This is a genomic window from Paenibacillus sp. FSL P2-0089 (assembly GCF_038595095.1).
GTDB lineage: Bacteria > Bacillota > Bacilli > Paenibacillales > Paenibacillaceae > Paenibacillus_AQ > Paenibacillus_AQ silagei.
This window is the reverse complement of record NZ_CP152006.1, coordinates 6,771,536-6,796,514: the sequence shown is the minus strand read 5'-3', so window position 1 is coordinate 6,796,514 and position 24,979 is coordinate 6,771,536. Positions and strand designations below refer to the sequence as shown.

Annotated in this window: 26 protein-coding genes and 1 riboswitch; all 26 genes read left to right on the top strand. The window is 55.2% G+C overall.

What is annotated here, in order from left to right:
* Position 1 precedes the first annotated feature (1 nt).
* The 26 genes from NST69_RS28940 (at position 2) to NST69_RS28815 (ending at position 24,978) form a co-directional block, all read left to right on the top strand.
* Positions 2–787, top strand: coding sequence for a carotenoid biosynthesis protein (locus NST69_RS28940; protein ID WP_342547782.1), 786 nt, complete (start codon positions 2–4; stop codon positions 785–787).
* Positions 756–1,496 carry a lysophospholipid acyltransferase family protein gene (locus tag NST69_RS28935; protein WP_339311867.1) on the top strand — a complete coding sequence of 247 codons (741 nt, stop codon included), beginning with the start codon at positions 756–758 and terminating at the stop codon, positions 1,494–1,496. Before NST69_RS28940 ends, NST69_RS28935 begins: the two co-directional genes overlap by 32 nt.
* A complete protein-coding gene (locus tag NST69_RS28930; protein WP_342547781.1) occupies positions 1,493–2,653 on the top strand; it encodes a glycosyltransferase family A protein in 1,161 nt (386 codons plus the stop codon). The genes NST69_RS28935 and NST69_RS28930 overlap by 4 nt, the downstream gene beginning before the upstream one ends.
* The gene (crtI, locus tag NST69_RS28925) at positions 2,650–4,125 is read left to right on the top strand and encodes a phytoene desaturase family protein (RefSeq protein WP_342547779.1); all 1,476 of its coding nucleotides are present in this window, start codon (positions 2,650–2,652) and stop codon (positions 4,123–4,125) included. Before NST69_RS28930 ends, crtI begins: the two co-directional genes overlap by 4 nt.
* Before the next feature lie 612 nt (positions 4,126–4,737).
* Positions 4,738–5,883 carry a type 2 isopentenyl-diphosphate Delta-isomerase gene (fni, locus tag NST69_RS28920; RefSeq protein WP_342547778.1) on the top strand — a complete coding sequence of 382 codons (1,146 nt, stop codon included), beginning with the start codon at positions 4,738–4,740 and terminating at the stop codon, positions 5,881–5,883.
* A gap of 44 nt (positions 5,884–5,927) precedes the next feature.
* Positions 5,928–6,401, top strand: a complete 474-nt coding sequence (locus tag NST69_RS28915; protein WP_051478076.1) for a GNAT family N-acetyltransferase — start codon at positions 5,928–5,930, stop codon at positions 6,399–6,401.
* Positions 6,402–6,547: 146 nt separating this feature from the next.
* On the top strand, positions 6,548–7,648 hold the full coding sequence (gene ychF, locus NST69_RS28910) for a redox-regulated ATPase YchF (protein ID WP_209868465.1): 1,101 nt from the start codon (positions 6,548–6,550) through the stop codon (positions 7,646–7,648).
* A 286-nt stretch (positions 7,649–7,934) separates the two neighbouring features.
* A complete protein-coding gene (prfA, locus tag NST69_RS28905; protein ID WP_209868464.1) occupies positions 7,935–9,002 on the top strand; it encodes a peptide chain release factor 1 in 1,068 nt (355 codons plus the stop codon).
* Positions 9,003–9,006: 4 nt separating this feature from the next.
* Positions 9,007–10,056 (top strand): HemK/PrmC family methyltransferase, encoded by a 1,050-nt coding sequence (locus tag NST69_RS28900; RefSeq protein ID WP_342547777.1) that lies wholly within the window; start codon positions 9,007–9,009, stop codon positions 10,054–10,056.
* Between the two features lie 353 nt (positions 10,057–10,409).
* Positions 10,410–11,603 (top strand): FtsW/RodA/SpoVE family cell cycle protein, encoded by a 1,194-nt coding sequence (locus NST69_RS28895; RefSeq protein ID WP_342547776.1) that lies wholly within the window; start codon positions 10,410–10,412, stop codon positions 11,601–11,603.
* A gap of 258 nt (positions 11,604–11,861) precedes the next feature.
* Entirely contained in the window at positions 11,862–13,058 is a 1,197-nt protein-coding gene (locus NST69_RS28890) for an FtsW/RodA/SpoVE family cell cycle protein (RefSeq protein ID WP_342547775.1), read from the top strand.
* 106 nt (positions 13,059–13,164) lie between these two features.
* Entirely contained in the window at positions 13,165–13,956 is a 792-nt protein-coding gene (spoIIR, locus tag NST69_RS28885) for a stage II sporulation protein R (RefSeq protein WP_342547773.1), read from the top strand.
* 617 nt (positions 13,957–14,573) lie between these two features.
* Entirely contained in the window at positions 14,574–15,851 is a 1,278-nt protein-coding gene (locus tag NST69_RS28880; RefSeq protein WP_342547772.1) for an L-threonylcarbamoyladenylate synthase, read from the top strand.
* Between the two features lie 80 nt (positions 15,852–15,931).
* Entirely contained in the window at positions 15,932–16,081 is a 150-nt protein-coding gene (locus tag NST69_RS28875) for a hypothetical protein (protein ID WP_342547771.1), read from the top strand.
* A gap of 138 nt (positions 16,082–16,219) precedes the next feature.
* Positions 16,220–16,816: a manganese efflux pump gene (locus NST69_RS28870; RefSeq protein WP_235191729.1), complete on the top strand. Its 597-nt coding sequence runs from the start codon at positions 16,220–16,222 to the stop codon at positions 16,814–16,816.
* A gap of 75 nt (positions 16,817–16,891) precedes the next feature.
* A complete protein-coding gene (locus tag NST69_RS28865; RefSeq protein ID WP_036721738.1) occupies positions 16,892–17,479 on the top strand; it encodes a low molecular weight protein arginine phosphatase in 588 nt (195 codons plus the stop codon).
* A gap of 49 nt (positions 17,480–17,528) precedes the next feature.
* Positions 17,529–17,612, top strand: a riboswitch (ZMP/ZTP riboswitch).
* A 137-nt stretch (positions 17,613–17,749) separates the two neighbouring features.
* On the top strand, positions 17,750–18,355 hold the full coding sequence (locus NST69_RS28860) for a TIGR01440 family protein (RefSeq protein WP_245367932.1): 606 nt from the start codon (positions 17,750–17,752) through the stop codon (positions 18,353–18,355).
* 58 nt (positions 18,356–18,413) lie between these two features.
* Positions 18,414–19,661 (top strand): serine hydroxymethyltransferase, encoded by a 1,248-nt coding sequence (gene glyA / locus NST69_RS28855; protein WP_036721737.1) that lies wholly within the window; start codon positions 18,414–18,416, stop codon positions 19,659–19,661.
* A gap of 421 nt (positions 19,662–20,082) precedes the next feature.
* Positions 20,083–20,712 (top strand): uracil phosphoribosyltransferase, encoded by a 630-nt coding sequence (upp, locus tag NST69_RS28850; protein WP_036721735.1) that lies wholly within the window; start codon positions 20,083–20,085, stop codon positions 20,710–20,712.
* A gap of 74 nt (positions 20,713–20,786) precedes the next feature.
* Positions 20,787–21,962: a UDP-N-acetylglucosamine 2-epimerase (non-hydrolyzing) gene (gene wecB / locus NST69_RS28845; protein WP_209868448.1), complete on the top strand. Its 1,176-nt coding sequence runs from the start codon at positions 20,787–20,789 to the stop codon at positions 21,960–21,962.
* A gap of 164 nt (positions 21,963–22,126) precedes the next feature.
* Positions 22,127–22,360: an ATPase F0F1 gene (locus NST69_RS28840; RefSeq protein WP_076084545.1), complete on the top strand. Its 234-nt coding sequence runs from the start codon at positions 22,127–22,129 to the stop codon at positions 22,358–22,360.
* Positions 22,353–22,730: an ATP synthase subunit I gene (locus NST69_RS28835; protein WP_036699219.1), complete on the top strand. Its 378-nt coding sequence runs from the start codon at positions 22,353–22,355 to the stop codon at positions 22,728–22,730. Before NST69_RS28840 ends, NST69_RS28835 begins: the two co-directional genes overlap by 8 nt.
* Positions 22,731–22,759: 29 nt before the next feature.
* Positions 22,760–23,527, top strand: a complete 768-nt coding sequence (atpB, locus tag NST69_RS28830) for a F0F1 ATP synthase subunit A (RefSeq protein WP_036699217.1) — start codon at positions 22,760–22,762, stop codon at positions 23,525–23,527.
* Between the two features lie 104 nt (positions 23,528–23,631).
* Entirely contained in the window at positions 23,632–23,844 is a 213-nt protein-coding gene (gene atpE / locus NST69_RS28825) for a F0F1 ATP synthase subunit C (RefSeq protein WP_036699216.1), read from the top strand.
* Between the two features lie 97 nt (positions 23,845–23,941).
* A complete protein-coding gene (atpF, locus tag NST69_RS28820; RefSeq protein WP_339311859.1) occupies positions 23,942–24,430 on the top strand; it encodes a F0F1 ATP synthase subunit B in 489 nt (162 codons plus the stop codon).
* Positions 24,427–24,978: a F0F1 ATP synthase subunit delta gene (locus NST69_RS28815; protein WP_036721725.1), complete on the top strand. Its 552-nt coding sequence runs from the start codon at positions 24,427–24,429 to the stop codon at positions 24,976–24,978. The genes atpF and NST69_RS28815 overlap by 4 nt, the downstream gene beginning before the upstream one ends.
* Position 24,979 lies beyond the last annotated feature (1 nt).

Genomic DNA, 24,979 nt, shown 5'->3' with positions numbered 1-24,979 from the left:
GATGGTCCGAACCCTTTTTTGGATCTGGTATACCATCGGAGCGCTGCTGCTGATCGTGTTCGGAATTCCGGATAGTCTGAAGTTCTCTAACGGATTATTTCTCGTATTCTATGGTGTCTACGGGCTGGACTTATTAATCAAGGGGCAATTCAAACCCTTCATGTCTGACTGGTCAGTCAATTCTTTAGGAGGCCGGATGACCAAGCGATTCTGGTATGCTGCGGCTCTTATCTGGTTAGGCGGAATGGCCGTCGAATGGGTAGGCGTGCATTCCGGCCGGTTGTTTGGGGATTATAATTATTCTACTATTCTCGGGCCTTTATTATTTGGTGTGCCGGTTACCCTGGGCTTCGCCTGGATTGCTGTTGTGTGTAATGCCGTGCTGATCAGCCATGATTTCGGACAGCGCGGCCTCCGGCTTCTGCTGCTGCGGGCCGTGCAGGTAGGCTTCTGGACGGTCCTGATGGATCTGGTGCTCGATCCTGTTGCCCATGCCAGGAACTTCTGGCATTGGGAGGGCGGCGGGGGCTTCTATCAGGTGCCCTGGAGCAATTTCACCGGCTGGCTGATTGCAGGCGCTGCCTTGTCTATGCTGCTCCCGGCTGTGCCGTTCACCCGCCTGGCTGCCCGCCGGGGCACCCGCCTGTATCAGGCGATCCTGATCCTGTTCGGCCTGATCAGCCTGACAGAGGGATTGCCTGCCTGCGCGGTAATCGCCGGAGCAGGCACCGCTTTGGCCGAAGGGAGTCTACGCTATGCTGGAAGCCGTTCCATCGGGAAAATTTGACTGGTTATTCTCCCGTTATAATTCCTTGTATCTGCTGCGCAGACATTTCCACTTCATTGGAATCAGCGGAGAGCTTCAGCCCGCTGCCGCTGCCGGGCGGGGGATTCTCTACCTCATGAATCACAGCTCGTGGTGGGACGGCCTGCTGGCCTATCACGCCGCAGGGAAGCTGCCGGGGAAGCGTCATTATTTCATGATGGAAGAGGAGCAGCTCCGGAAGTATGCCTTCTTCAGAAAGCTTGGCGCGTATTCCATTAACCCTGGAAGTCCAGGGGATGCGCGGGCTTCGCTGCGGTATACAGCCGGACTGCTGCAGGCGGGAGAGAGCGTCTGGATGTATCCTGAAGGGGAAATCCGGCCACTGGAACACCGGCCGCTGAGCCTGAAGGAAGGGGCGGCCCTGGCGCTGCGGCTCAGTCCGCAGACGGCAGTAGTCCCAGTGACGCTATACCACGGCCTGTTCCGGCATACGAAGCCGGAGGCTACGCTGCTGGCAGGTGCGCCGCTGCTGCTCCCTTGGGCGGAGATGGACCGCTCAAGGGTAGCCCTTACGCTGGAGACTGTTCTTGGCGGACAACTGGAGTCCCACCGCAGCAGAGTGCTTAACCATCAAGGCTATATGCCGGATGAATTCAGGCCGCTGCTCCGCCGTGGGAGATCTACCAATGAATGGCTTGACCTGCTGCGGCCGGGGGGTGGGAGAGGATGAATGTATTCTTTCAGGTTGTAACCGGCATTGTGCTGCTCCAGCTATTGTTCGCAATATGGAATGCAGCGCAGCTCCCCAAGCTGGGGGCAGCGGTCAGTACAAGAGCGGCGAAGGCGATGCCAGCAAAAGCAACGGCATCCTCACGGGCCTTGAGCTTATCGGTACTGATCCCTGCCCGGGATGAAGCGGATAATATTGGGGACTGCCTCTCCTCTGTACTGGCCTCAAACACCGGCGGAATCGGGGTGGAGATTATTGTACTGGATGATTCATCAACTGACGGAACGGGGGCTATTGCCGCAGCAGCGGGCAGCGGAGTACGCGTTCTGAAGGGAAGAGAGCTGCCGGAGGGCTGGCTGGGCAAGTCCCATGCCTGCGCTCAGCTTGCAGAAGCGGCAAGCGGAGACTGGCTGCTTTTCCTGGACGCAGATGTCCGTCTTCAGCACGGGGCGCTTCAGGCGGCGCTTTCTGCTGCTGAAGCAGCGGGCGGCGGCATGATTACCGGCTTCCCCCGGCAGATGACCGGAACCTGGCTGGAGCGGCTGGTTGTTCCCCTGATGGTCTTCACCATCATCTGCCACCTGCCCATTCCGCTGGTCCGCGGCTCCAGAGATCCGCGGTTTGTTGCGGCGCATGGGGGCTTCATCCTGATTCACCGGGGCAGTTACGACAGCTGCGGCGGGCATGAAGCCATCCGCAGCGAGCTGGTGGATGATATGGCGCTGGCCCGCGCCGTGAAGCGGTCGGGCGGAACGGTGGCGCTCATGGATGTTACGGAGCAGGTGTTCATGCGGATGTACCACAATGCCCGGCAAGTATGGAATGGCTACCGGAAGAATATCTATGCCGGCATCGGCCGCCTCCCGCTGCTGCTGCTGGGTGTGCTTATTGCATATCTGTCGCTGTATGCGGTGCCCGCCGCCGCCGTTCTGTACTATGCCCTAAGCGGACAGCCCAGTGGGGCCCTCTGGCCCGCTGCTGCGCTGTTTGCCGGTCTGGCCGTGAAACGGACCAGCGATGCTGCCGGTCGGCAGCCGTTCTGGTTCTGTCTCCTACTCCCGGCGAGTGTACTCTGCCTGTCGCTGATTGCTGTGGCGTCCTGGCGCGGAAGCCGCACGCGCGCAGGCTATGAATGGAAAGGAAGGCGTTATGGATGAAACCGAAGGCAGTCATCATAGGCGCCGGATTCGGGGGGCTGTCCTGTGCGGTCACCCTTGCCGCGGCGGGCTGGGAAGTCACTGTGCTGGAACGCCAGCAGCAGCCGGGCGGCAAGCTGCAGCGTGTGCAGGCGGGGGGCTACACCTTCGACCGCGGCCCGAGTACAATTACGATGCCCCATGTCTTCCGTTCGCTCTATGAGCTTGCGGGAGCCCGCATGGAGGATTATGTCCGGCTCTATGAGCTGGAGCCGCGCACCCGCAATGTCTTCACAGACGGCAGGGTTGTCGATTTCTCAAGGGATACCGGGCGAATGCAGGAGCAGATGGCTTCCTATAGCCCGGCAGATGCTGCGCGGCTCCCGGAGTTTCTGGCAGAAGCCTCACGGCTGTATCAGCTCAGCGAGAAGCAGTTCCTGAACAGGCTGCTGCTATCCTGGAGGGATAAACTCTCGCCTTCCCTTGTGCGGGATCTGGTGCGCGTAAGGCCTTTTCTCAGCCTGCATAGCTTGCTGCTCCGCTACTTCAGCCACCCGAATACGCTGGCTATGCTGGGCCGCTATGCCACCTATGTGGGATCATCGCCGTATCGCTCCCCCTCCATCTTCGCCATGCTTGGTCATCTAGAGATTCAGGAAGGCGTATACGGGGTGAAGGGCGGCACCTATGAATTAATCAGCGGTCTGTCTGCACTCGCCCGGAATTTGGGCGTACGGCTGATTACAGGCACGGAGGTGACGGGAATTTCCGTAGTCTCCGGTGCGGTGGAAGGTGTGGATACGGCGCAGGGCTTCTACTCGGCCAATACGGTTATTGCCGGTGGCGATGTCCTGAGCATCAACCGGATGCTGCTGCCGGAAGCGGTTCGTCCTGGAATGACGGACCGCAAGATTGAAGCCTACGAACCCTCCCTGTCGGGGCTGGTAACGCTGGCGGGTGTGCCGCGCACGTATGATGCGCTGCTGCATCATACGGTGTTTTTCCCGGAGAACTACGAGCAGGAATTCAAGGATATCTTCGAGCATAAGCGTCCGCCGCAGCAGCCGACAGTGTATGTATGCCATTCCGGTTATTCCGAGCCTGAGCTGGCGCCTGCGGGCGGCAGCAACCTGTTCATTCTGGCTAATGCGCCTTATCTGAGCCCGGCCTGTGACTGGAGTGAGGAGAGGGATGCATACGGGGAGCGGGTAATGTCTGTACTGGAGAGCCACGGTGTGAGCGGGCTGTCGTCCGCAGATGTGCTGGAGCGTTATACTCCGCAGGATATTGCCCGCGATACGCTGGCGCATCAGGGGGCGATTTACGGGATATCCTCCAATACGGTGAAGCAGACCTTCGCCCGCCCGGGCAACCGTTCCAGCGATGTTAAGGGACTGTGGTATGTGGGCGGAACCACGCATCCCGGCGGGGGAACCCCTGTGGTGTCCTTGTCCGGCAGGCTGGTGGGCGAATATATTGCAAGCCATGTATGAAGAGTGAGCACCCCGCCAGCGTTCAACGGCCGAGCGGGGTTATGCTATAGTTGTGCTATAATGGAAGGTAATTGTGGAGCGGGATATATTGCAAGTGGAGACGGTTTCGCCGCCTTTTAGGGGCGGCACCAGTCTTTGAATAACTCGTAGAGTGTCTTTGTTGCTGAATGTATGTGGAAAACAGCATACATAGTGCTCGCAAGCAGGCGTATGGCCGAATGTATGTGGAAAACAGCATACATAGTACTCGCACGCAGGCGTATGGCCGAAATGTATGTGGAAAACAGCATACATTGTGCTCGCAGGCAGGCGTATGGCCGAATGTATGTGGAAAACAGCATACATCGTGCACGCACGCAGGCGTATGGCCCAAATGTATGTGGAAAACAGCATACATTGTGCTTGTAGGCTGGCGTATGGCCGAATGTATGTGAAAAACAGCATACATTGTACTCGCACGCAGGCGTATGGCCGAATGTATGTGAAAAACAGCATACATAGTACTCGCACGCAGGCGCATGGGCCGAATGTATGTGAAAAACAGCATACATTCTCCGTAGGATGATTTTGTTCTTTTTTGAGAAAAGTGAAGCAGAAACGGAGGAAGACAGCATGAATGATATGCCGCGAAACGGTGTGCCGCAGAGCGCTGTGAAGCCGTCAGGAACAGGGCCCCAGCCAGGGCAGGAGGCAGCAGGCTCAGGCCATGCCGGACATAAATCTCTGCTGCCCGACTCCAGAACCGGAGAACGGAAGATTGAGCATGTACGGCTCTGCCTGAATGAAGATGTGGCCGGTAACGGAATTACAACCGGGTTCGAGCAGTACCGGTTCCGCCATAACGCGCTGCCTGAGCTGGATTATGATAGAATCTCACTGAATACTGAATTCTTGGGCCGTACGCTGCGTACCCCGCTGCTGATCAGCTCCATGACCGGGGGGAGCACGGCTACAGGGAAGATTAATGAGCGGCTGGCCGAAGCGGCGGAGCGCCGGGGCTGGGCGCTTGGCGTCGGCTCGGTGCGCGCGGCTGTAGAACGCGCGGAGCTGGCTGCTACCTTCCATGTGCGGGCCAATGCACCCACGATTCCGGTCATTGCCAATGTCGGAGCCGTGCAGCTCGCTTACGGCTTCGGGGTAGAAGAATGCCGCCGGGCGGTTGAGATTGCCGGAGCCGATTGGCTGGTTCTCCATCTGAACGGGCTGCAGGAGGTATTCCAGCCCGAGGGTGACACTGGCTTCGGTTCCCTGCTGCAGCGGATAGAGGCATTATGCCGGAGCCTTGAGATTCCAGTGGGGATCAAGGAGGTCGGCTGGGGGATTGATGGCGATACCGCCGCCCGGCTGTATCAGGCTGGCGCTGCCTTCATTGATGTAGCCGGGGCTGGCGGCACTTCATGGAGCCAAGTAGAGAAGTTCCGCAGCATCGACCCGGTACGGCGTGCGGCTGCGGAGGCCTTCGCCGACTGGGGCATTCCCACGGCGGAGTGCATTGCCGAGGTCCGCGCAGTCTCCCCGCGCGGGGCATTGATCGGCAGCGGCGGGCTGAAGCACGGCGTCGATGCCGCCAAGGCGCTGGCCCTTGGCGCCGATCTGGCGGGCTTCGGACGGGGGCTGCTGGGTGCGGCCGTCAGCTCCGAGGAGGCGCTGGATCAGGCGCTGGCCCAGGTAGAGCTGGAGCTGCGGACGGTGATGTTCGGTATCGGCGCACCGGACCTCTCCGCACTGCGCGGAACGCCCCGTCTGGTCCGGCGCTAACGCCAGGCTTGCTTTTATAATCAGAACCGAAGGAAGGTATCCAAATGACGATTACATTGGTCCCGATGGACGAATCTGCGTTTCAGTCGTTCTTGAAGCAATCTACCCGCGACTACGCAGAAGAGAAAGTACAAGCCGGTGCCTGGGAGGCAGATACAGCGTTAGCGCAGGCCCAGGAATCGATGAATCGCTACCTGCCGCAAGGCCTCAATACGGCGGGAGCTTATTTCTATTCGGTAGTAGAGGACGTTTCGGGGACTGGGGCCGGTTATATCTGGTTCAACGTGACCGAGAACCGCGGGGTGCGGGAGGCGTTCATTTATGACATTTATATCTTTGAGCCGTTCCAGGGCCGGGGCTATGGCAAGCAGACACTACTCTTGTTGGATGAAGAAGCCCGGAAGCTGAAGGCGGCCAAGATCGGCCTGCATGTCTTCGGGCATAACGAACGCGCCTTCGGGCTATACAAGAAGATGGGCTTCCAGGTTACAGACATCACAATGTCCAAAACCCTATAGGTAAGGCAGACCCCTTTGCGGGGTATTTTGCTGTCCGCTTGACTTCTGCTGTTGCTGGAGAATTTGTTCTAATATATAATGGTTTGAGATCAGTTCGGTATTTCATGCGGTGATCAAACCAACCGAAAATAGGAGTTGTCATATAAATGGCTTTGAAAGCAGGTATCGTTGGACTTCCCAACGTAGGCAAATCGACATTATTCAATGCAATTACACAAGCGGGCGCAGAATCCGCCAACTATCCATTCTGCACCATCGACCCGAACGTCGGGGTTGTAGAAGTACCGGACGAACGACTGGATAAGCTGGTGGAGCTGGTACAGCCGAACAAGACGGTTCCGACCGCTTTTGAATTCGTCGATATTGCCGGACTGGTGCGCGGTGCGAGCAAGGGTGAAGGCCTGGGCAACAAGTTCCTGGCCCATATCCGCGAGGTGGATGCCATTGTTCATGTGGTGCGCTGCTTCGTCGATGAGAACGTGACCCATGTAGACGGCAAGGTGAATCCGATCAGCGACATCCAGACGATTAACCTGGAGCTGATTCTGGCTGACCTGGAGAGCGTGGAGAAGCGGATCGAGCGTTCCCGCAAAAACATCAAGGGCGGCGACAAGAAATACGCCCAGGAAGTAGAAGTACTGGAGCGTGTGAAGGAAGCCCTGTATCAGGACCAGCCTGCACGCAGTCTGGAATTGTCTGACGATGAGCGCCAGATCGTGCGTGACCTTCACCTGCTCACCCTGAAGCCGGTGCTGTATGCGGCGAATGTGGGCGAAGATGAAGTGGCGACTGCTGAGGAGAATCCTTATGTGCAGCAGGTCCGTGAATTCGCAGCAGCCGAGAATGCTGAAGTGGTGCCGATCAGTGCCAAGGTGGAAGCGGAGATTGCAGAGCTGGAAGGCGAAGACAAGGAGATGTTCCTGGAGGAGCTGGGTCTGCAGGAATCCGGACTTAACCGTCTGATCAAAGCGGCTTACAAGCTGCTGGGACTGTACACTTATTTCACTGCGGGCGTTCAAGAGGTTCGTGCTTGGACCATCCGCAAGGGCACCAAGGCCCCTGGAGCAGCGGGCGTGATTCATACGGACTTCGAGCGCGGTTTTATCCGGGCGGAGGTTGTAGCTTATACCGATCTGGTGGCGGCAGGTTCAATGAACGGTGCCAAGGAACGCGGGCAGCTGCGTCTGGAAGGTAAGGAATATCTGGTGCAGGACGGCGACGTTATGCATTTCCGGTTCAACGTATAGGATACTTTTCGCTTGTTATAGAGAGGCCATTCAGGAGTAGAGGTTTGCTTGCTGGATGGTTTCTTTGCGTCATTCGGACTCGGTGCTGGTGTATAAGCTGGCCGGAGGCTCAACATCATAAGATCATACAGAATGAAAATTTTAAAAAAATCCCCGGCCCGCCGCATGTACTGTAGCCAATTGAGGCTTGTGGTGGTATAATATAAAGTCGTATATCTACTTCAGTTGTAGCAACAATTTAAAGTAATAATGAACGAAGAATTTGAATCAGGAGAGGTGAATTCCCTTGTTGGACCGATTGCAATCCCTGGCGGACCGCTATGAGAAACTCAGTGAACTGCTATGTGACCCGGATGTTGCAAGCGACAGTAAGAAACTGAGGGACTATTCCAAAGAACAATCCGACTTGCAGCCCGCCTTCGAGGCGTATAGCGAATATAAGAACGTAATGGAAGAGCTTGAAGCCGCGAAGATGATGCAGGCCGAGAAGCTTGATGATGAAATGAAAGAAATGGTCAAGATGGAGATCGATGACCTGTCCGAGCGTCAGGCCATTCTTGAGGAGAAGATTCGTCTGCTCCTGCTGCCTAAGGACCCTAACGACGATAAGAACGTAATCGTTGAAATCCGCGGCGCAGCTGGCGGGGACGAAGCGGCCTTGTTCGCCTCTGACCTCTACCGGATGTATACCCGTTATGCCGATACTCAGGGCTGGCGCGTAGAGCTGATGGATGTGAACACGAATGATCTCGGCGGCTTCAAGGAAGTGATCTTCCTGATTAACGGGCGCGGCGCTTACAGCAAGATGAAATTCGAAAGCGGTGCACACCGTGTGCAGCGCATACCTACCACAGAATCCGGCGGACGTATCCATACGTCTACCTCTACGGTTGCTGTAATGCCGGAAGCGGAAGATTTCGAAATCGAGATTCATGACAAAGATATCCGTGTCGATACCTTCTGTTCGAGCGGCGCGGGCGGACAGTCCGTTAATACGACCAAATCAGCAGTACGTGTAACCCATGTACCTACGGGGATCGTGGCTACCTGCCAGGATGGCAAGTCCCAGAACTCCAATAAGGATAAGGCCCTGAAGGTGCTGCGTACCCGGATTTCGGATCTGAAGCGTCAGGAAGAGGAAGCGAAGTATTCCGGAGAACGTAAAAGCAAGGTGGGAACCGGTGACCGCAGTGAGCGTATCCGTACCTACAACTTCCCGCAGAGCCGTGTGACGGATCACCGGATCGGCTTGACCCTCCACCGTCTGGACCAGGTGATGAACGGGGATATTACCGAGATTATCTCCGCACTGTCGATTGCGGAACAAGCAGAATTGATGGAAAAAGGAGAATAATGCTTTGAAACACGACTCTTACGTCATGTCGGAATTGCAAAGCATCCGGGAAGCCTTTGCGGAGGCTTCTTCTTTTTTGGCCGGACACGGCCTTACGGAGCCGCAGCGCAGCAGCCAGCTCCTGCTGGAGCATGTGCTGGGCTTGTCCGGGGCGGCTTATTATATGGCGCTGGCTGATCCGTTCCCGCTGGCGCGCAAGGCCGAATGGGAAGCAGTGGTGACCCGCCGGGCGGCGGGGGAACCGGTGCAATACATCACCCGCGAGCAGGAATTCTACGGCCGTGCCTTCGAGGTCACGCCCGATGTGCTGATCCCCCGCCCGGAGACGGAGCTGCTCGTCGAGGCGATCCTGAAGTACGGCGCGGAGCTGTGGCCGGACGGGCTGGCGACGGCGCGGGACGAAGCCGCACGTGAAGCTGAAGGAGACGGGCAGTGGACAGCTGCGGGCGGTGAGGCTGGAGGGGTGCGGGACGAAGCCGCCCACAGCGGGGCGGGCCGCAACGCAGCCCGCCGGGTGAGCGGCGCGGGCGCAGCCGGCGCCGCACGGCCGCTGACCGCCGTCGATATCGGCGCCGGCAGCGGAGCCATCTCCGTCACGCTGGCGGCGGAAGCGCCGGCGTGGCGGGTCTGCGCCGGCGATATCTCGCCCGGCGCGCTGGCCGTGGCCCGGCGCAATGCGCAGCGGCACGGCACGGCAGTGGACCTGCGGCTCGGCGATCTGCTCGAGCCGTTCGCGGGGCTGGAGACGGATATCCTCGTCTCCAACCCGCCGTACATCCCCGGCGGCGACATCGCCGGGCTGCAGCGCGAGGTGCGCGACCATGAGCCGCGCACGGCACTGGACGGCGGCGGGGACGGGCTGGACCCGTACCGCCGCATGATGGAGCAGCTGCCGCTGCTCCCGGCTCCGCCGCGCCTGGTCGGCTTTGAGCTCGGCCAGGGGCAGGCCGAGCAGGTAGCCGGACTGCTGCGGGCAGCCGGACATTGGGACGAGATCATCACCATCGATGATCTCGCCGGGATTCCCCGGCATGTGCTCGGGATTGCACGGTGAGGACGGGGAACGGACTGAGAAGACGCTATTTGCTCAAATAACGCGAAATGACCAACTCTTGTGGACTGAGAAGACCTTATTACCTATAAACAAGCCTGTTTGAGCAACCAACTGAACGAATAGCGTCCTCTCTGTCCGCATAACTTCCGGGAAGGTGCTTTTGCAGCGAATAAGGTCCGCTCAGTCCGCTGGAGGGGAGGCGGCCCGGCTGTTCGTCTGACAGAGTACCCCCAAACGATGGAAATTGTATTTAGGCGGTCCCTTCCTTTACAATAGACGTGACGGAACTTCTGCCTGGGCGGCTGCCCGGAGACAAGAACGGGAAGAACCAGTACTGAGTAAGGAGACAGAATATGCTTCAGAAGATTAAGAAGATTGACGGCGTTATCCTGGTGATTCTTGTGCTGCTGATGGTAGTCAGCATTTTCTCCATATACAGTGTGACCCACGGGCGTGAGAGGCTGGACGGGTCGCATATTAAGATGATCAAATTCTATATCGTGGGCTTTGTTGCCTTTATCGGGCTGACGTTCGTGGATTATCGCCTGCTTGTAAAATATGCGTTATATGTGTACATCACGGGGATTGGCATTTTGATCCTGGTCAGCTTCGTCGGCACAGAGCAGAACGGCGCACAGGGATGGATTAAGTTCGGCAACAGCTTCAGTCTTCAGCCGGCGGAGCTGTTCAAGCTGATTCTGATTCTGTTCCTGGCAGCTGTGCTTGTCCGCAAAAATAAAAATAAGCTGCTGTTCTGGCGTGATGTGGTTCCGCTGGGATTATTCAGTCTCATGCCGTTTGTCATCGTAATCAGCCAGAATGACCTGGGGAATGCGCTCTCGTACATCGTTATTCTGATCGGTCTCCTGTGGATCGGCAATATTAAGTTCACCCATGCGCTAATCGGACTGCTGGTTATAGGCGGCTCTGCCGCTGCCGGAATTATGAGCTATATTCATTATCACGATGAAATTAAGGATTTCCTGGTAGATATCAAACGCTCGCACTGGATCGAGCGCTTCGACCCGTGGCTGGTGCCGGATAAGGCGACAGCCAAGGCGATCTACCATACGAAAAACGCCAAAATGGCCATCGCCTCCGGCGGAATGAGCGGGGAAGGCTACATGACGGGCAGCTCGGTGCAGACCGACCGTGTACCGTACACCTATTCGGACTCCATTTTTGTCCAGATTGCGGAGGAATACGGCTTTGTCGGATCGGCGCTGTTGCTGTTGCTGTACTTTATCCTCATTCACCGGATGATACTAATTGCACTGGAGTGCAAGGATAGGGGCGGGCCGTTCCTGATCGTCGGGGTGGTGGCGATGCTGCTGTACCAGATTTTTGAGAATATCGGGGCTTTCCTGGGCCTGATGCCGCTGACCGGGATTACGCTGCCGTTTATCAGCTTCGGGGGAACCTCACTGCTGATCAATATGGCGAGCATAGGGCTTGTCATGAGCGTACGTCTGCACGGGCAAGAGGTGGAGGAGGATCTGCCGAGTCCTGCGCTGTATTCTTCCCCGGCTTCTGCCAAGAGAAGTTAACTTATTAAGAATAATAAAGCCCGCGCATTTAGGGAAGCGGGATGCTTCATCCATACCGGAATTCTTCGTTTACGAAGGGTTCCGGTATTTTTTTGCGAATGACATGCTTAGAAGAAGGTTGAAGTGGATCAGCTATGCAGAAATAGAAAAATTGAATAAATGCTCCCAATTGCATTACAATGGAAATTAGTGGATTGCAGCCTGGGATGGCTACAGCGGGCGGATTCCTAATCCGGAGAGGTTGAGGGGTATATCCTTATGTTGCAGAGAATCAAAAGAATAGACGGCAGCATTGTGCTTATTTTGATTGTGCTGATGGGGATCTGTATCTTCTCCATTTACAGTGTGACTCACGGAAGAGACGGCTTGGATGGTATGCATATCACCATGTTGAAATATTACGCGCTGGGTTTTATCGCTTTTATCCTGATCACCCTGTTCGATTACCGCCTGCTGGTGCGGTATGGACTCTATATTTACATCGCCGGGATCGGGGTTCTGCTGTCGGTCAGCTTTTTCGGCAAGGTGAAGAATGGCGCCCAGGGCTGGATCGGTATTGGAGATCTAAGCATTCAGCCGGCGGAGCTGTTCAAGCTGATTCTGATTATTTTTCTGACCACCATGCTTGTCCGTAAAAATAAAACCCGGCTCCAGTTCTGGCGCGATGTCGTGCCGCTGGGTCTGATTGCATTCATGCCGTGCGCGCTGGTTATCGTCCAGAATGACCTGGGCAATGCACTCAGTTATATCGTAATCCTGCTTGGCCTGTTATGGATCGGGCATATCAAATTCTCGCATGCGCTGATCGGGCTGATTATCGCGGGCGGGGCGATTCTGGGCTTCATTCTATGCTATATCAACTATCACGAACAGACAGTGGATTTCATTGAAAAAACGCTGGGACGGGATCACTTCGTCAGCCGGTTTGATCCTTGGCTCGTGCCTGAGCTGGCGAGCAGCACGGCGAGCTATCAGACGAAAAATGCCCAGACGGCGATTGGCTCCGGGGGCCTTAAGGGAGAAGGCTATTTGCAGGGCAGCTCCGTACAGAGCAACCGTGTGCCATATCTGTATTCGGAATCGATTTTTGTGCAGATTGGGGAAGAATTCGGCTTCCTGGGCGCAGCGGCGCTGCTGATGCTCTTTTTTATCCTGATCCACAGATTAATCCTGATTGCCCTAGAATGCAGGGACCGTGGCGGGCCGCTCCTGATTGTCGGGATCGTGGCGATGCTGCTGTATCAGATTCTGGAGAATATCGGTGCGATGACCGGACTGATGCCGCTGACCGGCATTACCCTGCCGTTCATCAGCTACGGCGGAACCTCGCTGCTGATTAATATGGCCTGTATGGGGATTGCGATGAGCGTAAGGCTCTACGGGCAGGATGTGGAGGATGATCTTCCGCTGCCGCAGCCGGAGGCGAAGGGCAAATCTCTTTTGTCCAAAAACTAGGTGTTGCCGTCTCTACTTCATAAATCATAGATTAATAGGTTTGCAGTCTCTCATTCCTGGACATACTGGGAACATAAGAGGTTCAGAGGGAGAGGGGCTGCGGAAGATGGAGGATTATAAGCTGGAGCGAGGGGATTCCCTGCGGATTACCTTTAAGTATACTGCCATTTTAATTTGTTTTTTTATGATTCTGATGATGGCCTGGGAAGGGCAAAAAAGCGATGCCGCCGTAGCAGAGGTATCCATCCCGCAGGAGTCGATCCGCTTGCGTATTCTGGCGAATTCGGACGGCACCGGGGATCAGCTGGTGAAGCGCCAGATTCGTGACCGGATCGTGGAGCAGATCAATCAGTGGGTGGCCGGGCTGGAAGATCCGCAGAGTCTGGAGCAGGCCCGTGCCCTGATCCGTAATCATCTGCCGGAGCTGAATGAGCTGGTGGGCAGAGAGCTGGCGCAGCGCGGGATTAAGTACGGCTATCAGGTGGAGCTGGGCACGGTTCCTTTTCCGACCAAAATGTATGGCGGACGGGTCTATCCAGCCGGAGAATACGAGGCCGTCCGGGTCACGCTTGGAGCAGGCAAAGGGCAGAACTGGTGGTGTGTGCTGTTTCCGCCGCTCTGCTTCATCGATGCGGGAACCGGGGATGCTGCGGCTGCAGAACCGGCTGCTGCTAAGGCAGGGGCTAAGGAGGCGGCTAAGGTCTCAGCCAAGGCTTCGGGAGACGGTGCGAAGGTGAAGGCGGCGGATGGAACAGCGCAAGGGGCAGTATCCAGTCTCTCGGATTCTGCTAACAAGGCAGGAAGTTCAGGTGATGCTGCTGAGACACCGAAGGTGAAGTTCTTCGTGTGGGAGCTGCTGAAGAATATCTGGAGCTGGATCTGCGGGCTGTTCGCCTGAATGTCCTGAAAAGCATGGCGTAAACGTATATTGGATTCTACAGTTTTTGCGCCGGATATGGTACGATGATTGCAGAACTTGAGCAGAGGCGGCTCCACCTGAGGGGGCCGTTTTTGAGTGTAGAGGAAACTATAGTTTCCTCCTGTTGTGGACAAGGTGTCTAAAACCGAGCACAATCGGCTGGTACAGGCATATGGGCCAAATGTATGTGGAAAACAGCATACATTGTGCTGACACGCAGGCGCATGGGCCGAATGTATGTGGAAAACAGCATACATTGTGCTGACATGCAGGCGCATGGGCCAAATGTATGTGGAAAACAGCATACATTGTGCTGACACGCAGGCGCATGGGCCAAATGTATGTGGAAAACAGCATTCATTGTGCTGACACGCAGGCGCATGAACCAAATGTATGTGAAAAACAGCATACATTGTGCTGACGCGCAGGTAATCCGATTCATCCGGTCGGATGATTTTGTTCAAAGATAAGAATCAATATGCTTCGCGCTATAATTATCCTTATCTTTCTCGCTGAAACGGTACCGTCCTTAAAAAGGACGGCAAAAGCCGTTTTCACTTGCGTAATAATTCAATTCAGAAAGCTAGTGATGATAGATGACAGAAGATCAGCATTCACCGTTCGCGGCCCAGCGCCGCAGCGGTCATATAGAATCCACCCTGTACTGGAGCCTTGCTTCCGGCAAGGAGGGAACGAATGGCGGAACGGAGAGTTCTGACGGTTTGCCGGTGAGCACGAGTGACCTGGGCATGATCTCGGAAGCGGCAACGCTGCTGCGGAGCGGGGAGACAGTGGCCTTTCCGACGGAGACGGTGTACGGGCTGGGCGCAGATGCGCGGAATACCGCAGCGGTAGAAGCGGTGTTCGCAGCCAAAGGCCGTCCCTCCGATAACCCGCTGATCGTGCATATTGCCCGGCGGGAGGATCTCGGTCACCTGGTGACGGAGGTGCATCCGGTGGCCGAGGCGCTGATCGATGCGTTCTGGCCCGGCCCGCTGACGCTGGTGCTGCCGGTCCGTCCCGGCGTCCTCTCGCCGCTGGTGACGGCGGGTCTGGATACGGTTGGCGTGCGCATGCCGGATCATCCGGTGGCGCTTGCGCTGCTGCGCGCGGCGGATTGCCCGGTGGCTGCGCCTAGCGCCAACCGCTCCGGGCGGCCGAGTCCGACGCTGGCCGCCCATGTGCTGGAAGACCTCGCCGGATATATCGGCGGGGTTCTGGACGGCGGCGCGGCCGGGGTCGGCCTGGAGTCGACCGTGGTGCAGGTGCAGCCGGATGGGACGGTAGCCGTGCTCCGTCCCGGGGGCATCACCGCCGAGCAGCTCGCGGCGGTGACCGGCACTGAAGCGGCCGCAGCGGAGCCGGCCGCCGGGGCGGACACGCCTGCCGGTGCATCCGGCGGCGGGTCCGTGCCTGTGCCGCCGGCAGCCGTGCCCGGCGGCGGCGAAGCCGGCGCTGCTGCGCAGGCGGCCGCAGGCAACAGCCCGGCGCCGCGCGCGCCGGGCATGAAGTACACGCACTATGCCCCGCGCGGCGCGCTTGGCATCGTACGCGGCTCCTCCGCGCAGCGCGTGGCGGAGACCGCCGCAGGGCTGCTGCAGGCGGCGCAGCGGGCGGGCGAGATTACGGGCCTGCTCCTCTTCGAGGAGCATAGGGCCCTGTATCCCGCCGACCCGGCCGCCTGCACGGTGTCTCTCGGCTCGCTGTCCTCGCCGGAGGAGGCCGCCCGCTTCCTGTATGCCGCTTTGCGGCGCTTTGATGAAGCGGGGGCCACGTACATTCTGGCCGAGGCCTGCCCGGTCACGGGCCTCGGCGCAGCCATCATGAACCGGCTGATGAAAGCCGCTGGAGAATCAGTGATCGACGCCGGGTAGTCAGTTGCTGTTAGAATGGTATGGACCATGTCCTCCTGCTAAGAGACTGGAACTCATAAGATTAACGTGGAGGTGCTGCTATGAGTGGAAAGGATCAGGAAGCCGGTCAGGACAAACTCAGAGAGCTTGAACGGAAACTGAAGGAACGCAATCGGCAGCTGGCCGAGATGGAGGAAGAGTTGGCCATCCTCAAAAAGGCAAAGGAATACTTCGATAAATTTGGAAAATGAATGTTCGGATACACCTGATATTACGCAACCTGGGTCCCTTCGCCCCCGCCCTGCCATCCACCCCGCAGTCATGAATACCATCTTGTCCGCATATCGTTGTTGTACAAGAACTTACGGACTCAGGGTGGAGGGTTATTCATGGGCTGGGACGGAATGTATGGGGGCTGGGGCGGAATACATGGGGGCTGGGGCCAGATAGTAACAGTGGCCATTATGGCAGTTGCGCTGGGGATGGATGCGTTCTCGCTTGGCGTGGGCATCGGGATGAGGGGCATCCGTCTGCTGCATGTGCTGCAGCTTAGCCTGCTGATTGCTTTTTTTCATGTGCTGATGCCGCTGCTGGGCTTGTTCACGGGCAGCTATGTCGGGCATTTGCTGGGACAGGTTACCACCTATGCTGCCGGAGGCCTGCTTGTTCTGCTGGGCGGACATATGGTGTTCAACTCCTTCCGTCAGGACGACGGCGGCAGCAGCCGGCAGATGGATCACCGGACAGTGTGGGGCATGCTGCTGATCTCGCTCAGTGTAAGTGTGGATTCGTTCTCGGTCGGGGTTTCGCTTGGGATGTTTGTGAATAGTATTATTCTAACCGTGCTGGCCTTCGGTGCCTGTGGCGGTGTTATGTCCATTACAGGGCTGCTGCTGGGCAGGCGGGTGAGCCGGGGCCTCGGAGAGTACGGGGAAGCGCTGGGTGGAGCCATTCTCCTGGCGTTTGGCTTGATGTTCATCTTTTGATACAATAACGGCAATACCCATAATTTTTAAGCTTGCTTAATACCGAAATTATAATGTTTACCGGAGGTGGAAAGGTTGCTGCATATTTTATTTGTCTGCACAGGTAATACCTGCCGTAGTCCCATGGCCGAAGGGCTTCTGCGGAAGCTTGCGAAGGAGCGGGGCATTCATGTGGAGGTGCGGTCTGCCGGAGTTTCTGCTGTCCCGGGTACTTCCATATCCAGACATGCTGCGGGCATTCTGCAGGATGAAGGGATTCAGGACCGCATCGTATCCTCACAGCTGAACGGGGAGGCAGTGGCTTGGGCCGATCTGATCCTCACCCTGACAGGAGCGCATAAGCGGCACTTGCTGCAATATTTTCCTGACGCCGTTACCAAGACCCATACCCTTAAGGAATATGTCCAGACGCAGGAATCCGTGAACGCCGATATCCGGGAGCTGGACAGCTTGTATGCAGATGCGGAGCTGAATCTGGCCCTGGGCACCGAGCCGGATGCTGCGGCTATGCAGCGGATGATTGAGATCCGCCAGCGTATCCCCAGCTTCGATATCAGTGATCCGTTCGGCGGCTCGCGTGAAGATTACGAGCTGGCGGCTGCCGAGATCCGTACGGCGCTGTACAGTCTGCTCGATAAGCTTGAATCGCTGAGACGGCTTTGAAGTGGTTGATTTTTTGCTGACTATCCCTTAAGATGTAATAAATATGATCCGGTTCCGGTGTAACTGGCGACAAGTGTGGATGAAACCACGATGGAGCACCTGGAATAAACGGCCGGTCGCCTGGGCAAAAGAGCACATCCGCAGTTCAACCTGCGGACTGCTCTTTTTTGTTTAAAAGTTGCATCTCCATGGAAATCAGAAACGGTTGAAGGGGGCGGTAAGATGGAGGAAGTCCTGAAGCAGAAGTCAGGGGATGACCGCTTATCCGGTATGGCAGCTGCAGAGCAGCAGCTAACGGGCAGCGGGGAGCTTTCTTTGGCCGCAGCCACTGCTGCGGTAACGCGTGAACTCGCAGTAGCGGGCCAGCTCGGTCCGGGGAAGATCCTGGTCGTCGGAGCCAGCACAAGCGAAGTGGCGGGGAAGCGGATTGGGACAGGCGGTGCGCTGGAGGTTGCGCGGCAGCTGCTGGAGGGGATTACGCAGATTGCGGATGAATTTGGTTTTCACCCGGTCTATCAATGCTGCGAGCATTTGAACCGTTCGCTGGTGATGGAACGCGCTCTGCTGGAATCCCTTCGCCTTAGAGAGGTGTCGGCTGTGCCCATTCCGGGAGCCGGAGGCTCCATGGCTGCTGCGGCCTACCAGTCCATGACAGATCCGGTACTGGCAGAGACGATTGAAGCTCATGCCGGTATAGATATCGGGGAGACCCTGATTGGCATGCATCTGCGCCGGATTGCCGTACCTTACCGGCCTAGCCTGCGGTATATCGGGGCTGCCCGGGTAAATGCCGCATGGAGCAGACCGCCGCTGATCGGCGGGGAACGGGCCGTGTACCGCACGCCTGAGACTAGCGGTTCCGTGAATTGTGACTGAAGTGAGAGGTTTTAACTAATACCACATAAATCAGAGTTACAGGGAGGAAATTAGAAACATGGAACAATTGCGTAAAAGTGACCCGGCAGTACTGGAAGCGATGGGCCTCGAACTGAGCCGCCAGCGTGCGAACATTGAACTTATTGCCTCAGAGAATATTGTAAGTGAAGCCGTCATGGAGGCCATGGGCTCCGTGCTTACCAACAAATACGCCGAAGGTTATCCCGGCAAGCGTTACTACGGCGGCTGTGAAGATGTGGATATCGTAGAGAACCTGGCCCGTGACCGTGCCAAGGAGCTGTTCGGTGCAGAGCATGCCAACGTGCAGCCGCATTCCGGCGCACAGGCTAACATGGCTGTATATCTTGCTGCCCTTAGCCCTGGCGATACCGTACTGGGTATGAATCTGGCGCATGGCGGCCATTTGACCCACGGCAGCCCGGTGAATGCCTCCGGAATTCTGTATAACTTCGTGGCTTATGGCGTACAAGAGGATTCCTTCCTGATCGATTATGATGAAGTGCGCAAAGCCGCCTTCAAGCATCGTCCCAAAATGATCGTTGCCGGTGCGAGCGCGTATCCGCGTACGATTGATTTTGCCGCACTCGGTTCGATTGCGAATGATGTGGGCGCTCTGTTCATGGTCGATATGGCCCATATTGCCGGTCTGGTAGCTGCCGGTCTTCACCCGAGTCCGGTTCCTCATGCCCACTTCGTGACTACAACTACGCACAAAACCCTGCGCGGTCCGCGCGGCGGAATGATTCTGTGCAGACAGCCATGGGCTGCCGCGATTGATAAAGCAGTCTTCCCTGGTTCCCAGGGCGGACCTTTGATGCATGTGATTGCGTCCAAAGCCGTATCGTTCGGTGAGGCGCTGCAGCCTTCATTCAAGACTTATGCCGAGAACGTAGTTAAGAATGCCAAGGTACTGGCAGAGACCCTTGTTGGCGAAGGTATTAATATTGTATCCGGCGGAACCGATAACCATCTGATCCTGCTGGATACCCGCAACCTGAACATTACCGGCAAGGTCGCTGAGAAGGTACTGGATTCCATCGGAATTACAGTCAACAAGAACGCGATTCCGTTTGACCCGACTAGCCCATTCGTAACCAGCGGTATCCGCATCGGCACACCGGCTGTTACTTCACGCGGTATGGATGAGCAGGCTATGGTTACAATCGGCCGGATTATTGCTGCTGTCCTGAAGAATCCGCAGGATGAAGCTAACTTGACTCAGGCGGCCCGTGAGGTAGCCAAGCTGACTGAACAATATCCGATTTACCCTGGATTGCAGTATTAATCAGAGTCCTCTAATAATCGCCTTTGCGTACCCGGTTCCGCCGGAAGTACGCAAAGGCTTTTTATTTGCTGCGTTGCTGTTACATAATGTTCACAAATGGCTGCCGGGAAAACGTTTGAATTATACTGAAAGTTACATGAAAGTTCATGGAACTTTCATTAAAAGTAGTGAAAGAACTGTGAATAGTATTAAAAGCGCTCAATCGTACAGACTAAGCTTTGTTTTATATCCAAAGAGGTGGATATATTGACTTAAGCTTCCATGGGCTGGGAGTCTGCAGGAAGCGGGAGGACTCGCGGATCCGTCTATCTGTAGGTGAAAAGCAGTCTTGGTGATGATATAATAGATAGGATTTAGCCACCTGAGAAGCACAGCGCTTACTTTGGCTATAAATAAGACTTACAATTACCGGAGGGACAACATGGGAAAATTGGTGATTTGCGATCATCCATTGATTCAGCACAAATTGACATTCATTCGCGATGTGCGGACCAACACAAAAGACTTCAGGGAGCATGTCGATGAAGTAGCAACACTTATGGCTTATGAGATTACACGTGATATCCCGCTGGAGACCATTACGGTGCAGACGCCAGTGCAGGAAACGCAGAGCAAGGTGATTTCTGGAAGAATGCTCGGGCTGATTCCGATTCTGCGCGCCGGTCTTGGCATGCTGGAAGGTGTTCTTAAGCTGCTTCCTGCGGCGAAGGTAGGTCATGTAGGCCTGTTCCGTGATCCGGACACCCTGCAGCCGGTGGAGTACTACATTAAGCTTCCTACGGATGTCCAGGAACGTGAGCTGATCGTAATCGATCCTATGCTGGCTACAGGCGGCTCTGCCATTGCGGCGATTACCTCGCTTAAGAACCGCGGCTGCACTCAGATCAAGATGATGAACCTGATTGCTGCCCCGGAAGGTGTTGCGGCTGTACAAGCTGCTCATCCGGATGTGGATATCTATGTTGCAGCGCTTGACGATCATTTGAATGATCACGGATATATCGTTCCGGGCCTCGGAGATGCCGGGGACAGACTGTACGGAACCAAGTAAAAAGCACAGATAATAACAGATAATAATAGTACGAACCCAATAGACCGCGGTTTTCAGAAGAGAGGGAAGGGCTTATGTCCAAAATTAAAGTAATGACGATTTTCGGAGTGCGCCCCGAGGCAATCAAGATGGCGCCTCTGGTTCTGGAGCTGAACAGACATCCTGAGCAGATTGAATCGATTGTTTGTGTAACTGCGCAGCACCGGGAGCTGCTGGATCAGGTGCTTGAGGTGTTCAAAATTACCCCGGATTATGATCTGGACGTAATGAAGGACCGCCAGACGCTTAATGAGATCACGATCCGGGTGCTCGAAGGCCTGGAGCCGGTGCTCCGCGAAGTGAAGCCGGACCTCGTGCTTGTACATGGCGATACCCTGACCACCTTCCTGGCCAGCTATGCGTCTTTCCTGCAGCAGATTCAGGTTGGGCATGTGGAAGCAGGTCTTCGGACATGGAACAAGCTTTCGCCTTATCCGGAAGAAATGAACCGTCAGCTGACAGGCGTGCTTGCTGATCTGCATTTTGCTCCGACCCATTGGTCAGCGGGCAACCTGAGACACGAGAACAAAAAAGAATCAAGTATTTATATCACAGGCAATACCGTAACCGATGTGTTTCAATATACCGTACAGCCGGACTACCGGCATCCGGTCCTTGATTTTGCTTCAGGAAAAAGACTTATTTTGATGACGGCGCACCGCAGAGAATCCCAAGGCGAACCGCACCGTCATATTTTCCGTGCAGTCAAAAGAATCGCTGATGAATTTGAAGATGTAGCCATTGTGTATCCCGTGCACCCGAGTCCCGCAGTCAAGGAACCGGCGCATGAGATCCTCGGCGGACACCCTAGAATCAAGCTGATTGATCCGCTGGATGTCGTTGACCTGCATAACTTTTATCCGCATACCCACCTGATATTGACCGATTCCGGCGGCCTGCAGGAGGAAGCTCCCTCCTTTGGAGTTCCTGTGCTTGTGCTGCGTGATACAACCGAGCGCCCGGAAGGGATCGAGGCCGGAACACTGGAGCTTGTGGGAACGGACGAGGAGAAGGTGTATCAACGGACACATGCTCTTTTGACCGATCAGAACCTGTATCAGTCGATGAGCCGGGCCGCCAACCCGTATGGAGACGGCAAAGCCTCCGAGAGAATTGTCAATGCGATTTTGCACCATTTCGGAGCCGCTGAAGAACGTCCAGAAGAATTTCACACAATGTTCACAAATGATAAAACAGAGCAAGACAACTAATATACTAAGGTTAATAAAAGCAGCATACAGTTAAACTGTACGGTTTATATGGTTTTGGTGTATTTTGCTGTGATTATTTTCATATTTTCATGCGATTTTGGGCAATTTTCTGTGAATTGACAAAGAGTCTGGATATTCAGTAAAATTAGTTGGGATTGTAGCCTATGAAGGAACCAAAGAATGAGCCTGGACTGGGGCGTACGGCTCTAGTACTCGGGGGTGCGGGCAGCTTGCTCACCGCTTACATTGTAATAGGCTTTTTTGTGGCAAAGTGGCTGCGCAATCTGATGGACGGACCTGCCTTTTGGCTGGCTATCGGAACAATTACCGGGTTGATTCTCGGAGTTGTGAATGTTGCTTTGCTAATCAAAAATTTTTTGGGGGAGCAAAATGGATAATATGACTCCCGTAATCAATATCGTCACCAGGGTGACAGTAATCATTATGGCAGGATTGGTAATGGGGTGGGCTCTCCATCATGAGACCCGTGCAGTTACTCTGGGAATGACACTCGGCTTGCTGGCAGGACTGGTTAATTTCCGTTATCTAGCCCTTAAGGTCAGAAGAGTGACAGCAGCGGTGGCGAAGCAAGGGAAAAGCTCCTTCAGCCTTGGTTTTGCTACAAGAATCAGTTTTGGAATTCTGGTGACCATGTTCTCAGTCAAATACGAACATTTCTCGCTGGAGGCAACGATTATCGGCCTGTTCATCCCCCAGCTTCTGGCTATTCCCGTGGGGATATATCTAGGAATCAAGAATAAGCTGTAGCCATATTAAAGAGAAAGGGGGATGATACTATGCACGAAATGCCTTTAATCTATGTTGGCGGAATACCGATTGACCTGTCTGCTGTGCTAATGCTGGTAATCAGCTCGGTGATAGTGTTCGTACTGGTCATGCTCTCCGTCCGCAACCTGTCGGTTGAGAATCCGTCCAAGCTCCAGAATTTCATGGAATGGGTGGTTGAATTTGTACAGGGACTGATCAGCAGCGCCATGGATCTGAAGAAGGGAAAGCCTTACATATCACTGGGATTGACGCTGATACTGTTTATCTTCGTCTCCAATCTCCTTGGTCTGCCGTTTTCCGTTATTACAGAGGCCGATGGTCCGGTTACAGTCTTCGGACATGTTATCGAAGCAACTAAGAACCTGGCCGATGGCGCGCATGCTGAGATTCTGTGGTACAAATCGCCGACTGCAGACATCAACGTAACCGCAGGACTTGCGATCGTTGTGTTTGTACTCATGAACTACTTAGGCATCAAGCTGAACGGCAAGCATTATTTCAAACATTATATTGAGCCGTTTCCAATTTTCTTGCCGCTGAACATCATTGAGAACCTGGCGAAGCCAGTGGCGCTTGCCATTCGTCTATTCGCTAATATCTTTGCCGGCGAGGTTCTGATTACCGTCATTCTGAAGCTGGGACTGTTCAGTATTCCGTTCCTGGCCATCTGGCAGGGCTTCAGTATCTTTGTCGGGGCGCTTCAGGCCTTTATCTTTACGATTCTGACGATGGTCTACATCGCACAGATGACGATCCACGAGGAAGAAGCGCATTAATAAGCTGCCGTGAGGATAGCGGCAGGTGCCGGAAACCTTCGCGGGAGATTTTATATTATTAAGACATTACAAAAAGAACCGAAATTAAAGGAGGATATTTACAAATGGAATTTTTAGCAGCAGCAATCGCGGTTGGTTTGGGCGCACTCGGCGCAGGTCTGGGTAATGGTATGATCGTCAGCAAGACGGTGGAATCTATCGCCCGTCAGCCGGAAGCACGTAACGCACTGCAGACAACAATGTTTATCGGTGTAGGTATCGTGGAAGTTATTCCTTTGGCCGCTACAGTTATCGCGTTCCTGATCATGTTTACTTAATAAACCGTTTTTACGGTTTGGCGGGGAGGGCAAGTGCCATCCGCGCCTTACTTTTGTATATGTCCGCAAGCCGCGGTAACGGAAGGGAGTGACCTCAGTGGATATCATTTGGACAAATATAGTGTTTTCTATTGCTGCTTTCGTAATTCTATACTTCCTGCTCAGCAAATTTGCCTTCAGCAAGTTGTTCGGAATTATGGAGAAGCGCCGCGAAATGGTGATGCAGCAAATGGATGAAGCAGCCAAGACCAGAGAGCAGGCGGTCGCTTATGTAGAAGAGCAGAAGCAAGCCCTGCAGCAGGCACGCCAAGAGGCACAGGCTATCATTCAGCAGTCCCAGGCTACCAGCAACAACCAGGTTGACAAGATTCTTGAGCAGGCTCACGTGGAAGCAAGCCGTCTGAAAGACGAGGCGGTCCGTGACATTGAGAACGAGAAGAACAAGGCGGTAGAAGCGCTGCGCAGCGAGCTGGGTACAGCCTCGGTCCGCATTGCCTCGAAGCTGCTTGAGAAGGAAGTTGCAGCTGACGGCGAACAGGAACAGCTTGTTGATCAATACCTCAAAGAGGTAGGAGGCCGATCATGAGCCGCGACACGGTAGTTGCCGGGCGCTATGCCAAAGCCTTGTACAGTGTAGCGGTGGATGAAGGCATTACGCTTCAAGTGGAGGAACAGCTGAAGTTAGTCGTTGAAGTGCTTGATAACGATGCAGAGGTGAAACGGTTTATCCTGGCACCCCGCATCTCGCAATCCGACAAGCTGAATGTGCTGCGCGGAACACTTCAAGGTAAAGTCTCGGAAGCCGTAATGAACACTGTTGAGTTATTGGTAAAGCGGGGCAGAACCGATATTTTCGCAGAGCTGCTGGCTAAGTATATCAAGATTGAAGGGGATGCCCTTGGCATTGGCTACGCTACTGTCTATTCCGCTTATTCCCTGAACCAGGCAGAACAGGACAGTGTTGCGGCTGAATTCAGCCAGCTTACTGGCCGTAAGATTCGTGTAACCAATGTTGTCGATACAAGCCTGCTCGGCGGACTGAAGGTCGTCATCGGCGATACGCTGTATGACGGAAGTCTGGCCGGTAAGCTTACGCGTCTTGAGAAATCCTTTAATGATAAGCAAAGAAGATAGG

Coding starts and splice junctions, on each gene's coding strand:
- crtI (WP_342547779.1), top strand. CDS start 2,650: ATGAAACCGAAGGCAGTCATCATAGGCGCCGGATTCGGGGGGCTGTCC.
- NST69_RS28870 (WP_235191729.1), top strand. CDS start 16,220: ATGGGCTGGGACGGAATGTATGGGGGCTGGGGCGGAATACATGGGGGC.
- upp (WP_036721735.1), top strand. CDS start 20,083: ATGGGAAAATTGGTGATTTGCGATCATCCATTGATTCAGCACAAATTG.
- NST69_RS28940 (WP_342547782.1), top strand. CDS start 2: ATGGTCCGAACCCTTTTTTGGATCTGGTATACCATCGGAGCGCTGCTG.
- NST69_RS28860 (WP_245367932.1), top strand. CDS start 17,750: ATGGCAGCTGCAGAGCAGCAGCTAACGGGCAGCGGGGAGCTTTCTTTG.
- NST69_RS28935 (WP_339311867.1), top strand. CDS start 756: ATGCTGGAAGCCGTTCCATCGGGAAAATTTGACTGGTTATTCTCCCGT.
- NST69_RS28835 (WP_036699219.1), top strand. CDS start 22,353: ATGGATAATATGACTCCCGTAATCAATATCGTCACCAGGGTGACAGTA.
- glyA (WP_036721737.1), top strand. CDS start 18,414: ATGGAACAATTGCGTAAAAGTGACCCGGCAGTACTGGAAGCGATGGGC.
- NST69_RS28890 (WP_342547775.1), top strand. CDS start 11,862: ATGTTGCAGAGAATCAAAAGAATAGACGGCAGCATTGTGCTTATTTTG.
- NST69_RS28915 (WP_051478076.1), top strand. CDS start 5,928: ATGACGATTACATTGGTCCCGATGGACGAATCTGCGTTTCAGTCGTTC.
- NST69_RS28895 (WP_342547776.1), top strand. CDS start 10,410: ATGCTTCAGAAGATTAAGAAGATTGACGGCGTTATCCTGGTGATTCTT.
- ychF (WP_209868465.1), top strand. CDS start 6,548: ATGGCTTTGAAAGCAGGTATCGTTGGACTTCCCAACGTAGGCAAATCG.
- atpE (WP_036699216.1), top strand. CDS start 23,632: ATGGAATTTTTAGCAGCAGCAATCGCGGTTGGTTTGGGCGCACTCGGC.
- wecB (WP_209868448.1), top strand. CDS start 20,787: ATGTCCAAAATTAAAGTAATGACGATTTTCGGAGTGCGCCCCGAGGCA.
- NST69_RS28875 (WP_342547771.1), top strand. CDS start 15,932: ATGAGTGGAAAGGATCAGGAAGCCGGTCAGGACAAACTCAGAGAGCTT.
- atpB (WP_036699217.1), top strand. CDS start 22,760: ATGCACGAAATGCCTTTAATCTATGTTGGCGGAATACCGATTGACCTG.
- NST69_RS28880 (WP_342547772.1), top strand. CDS start 14,574: ATGACAGAAGATCAGCATTCACCGTTCGCGGCCCAGCGCCGCAGCGGT.
- fni (WP_342547778.1), top strand. CDS start 4,738: ATGAATGATATGCCGCGAAACGGTGTGCCGCAGAGCGCTGTGAAGCCG.
- spoIIR (WP_342547773.1), top strand. CDS start 13,165: ATGGAGGATTATAAGCTGGAGCGAGGGGATTCCCTGCGGATTACCTTT.
- NST69_RS28840 (WP_076084545.1), top strand. CDS start 22,127: ATGAAGGAACCAAAGAATGAGCCTGGACTGGGGCGTACGGCTCTAGTA.
- NST69_RS28815 (WP_036721725.1), top strand. CDS start 24,427: ATGAGCCGCGACACGGTAGTTGCCGGGCGCTATGCCAAAGCCTTGTAC.
- NST69_RS28930 (WP_342547781.1), top strand. CDS start 1,493: ATGAATGTATTCTTTCAGGTTGTAACCGGCATTGTGCTGCTCCAGCTA.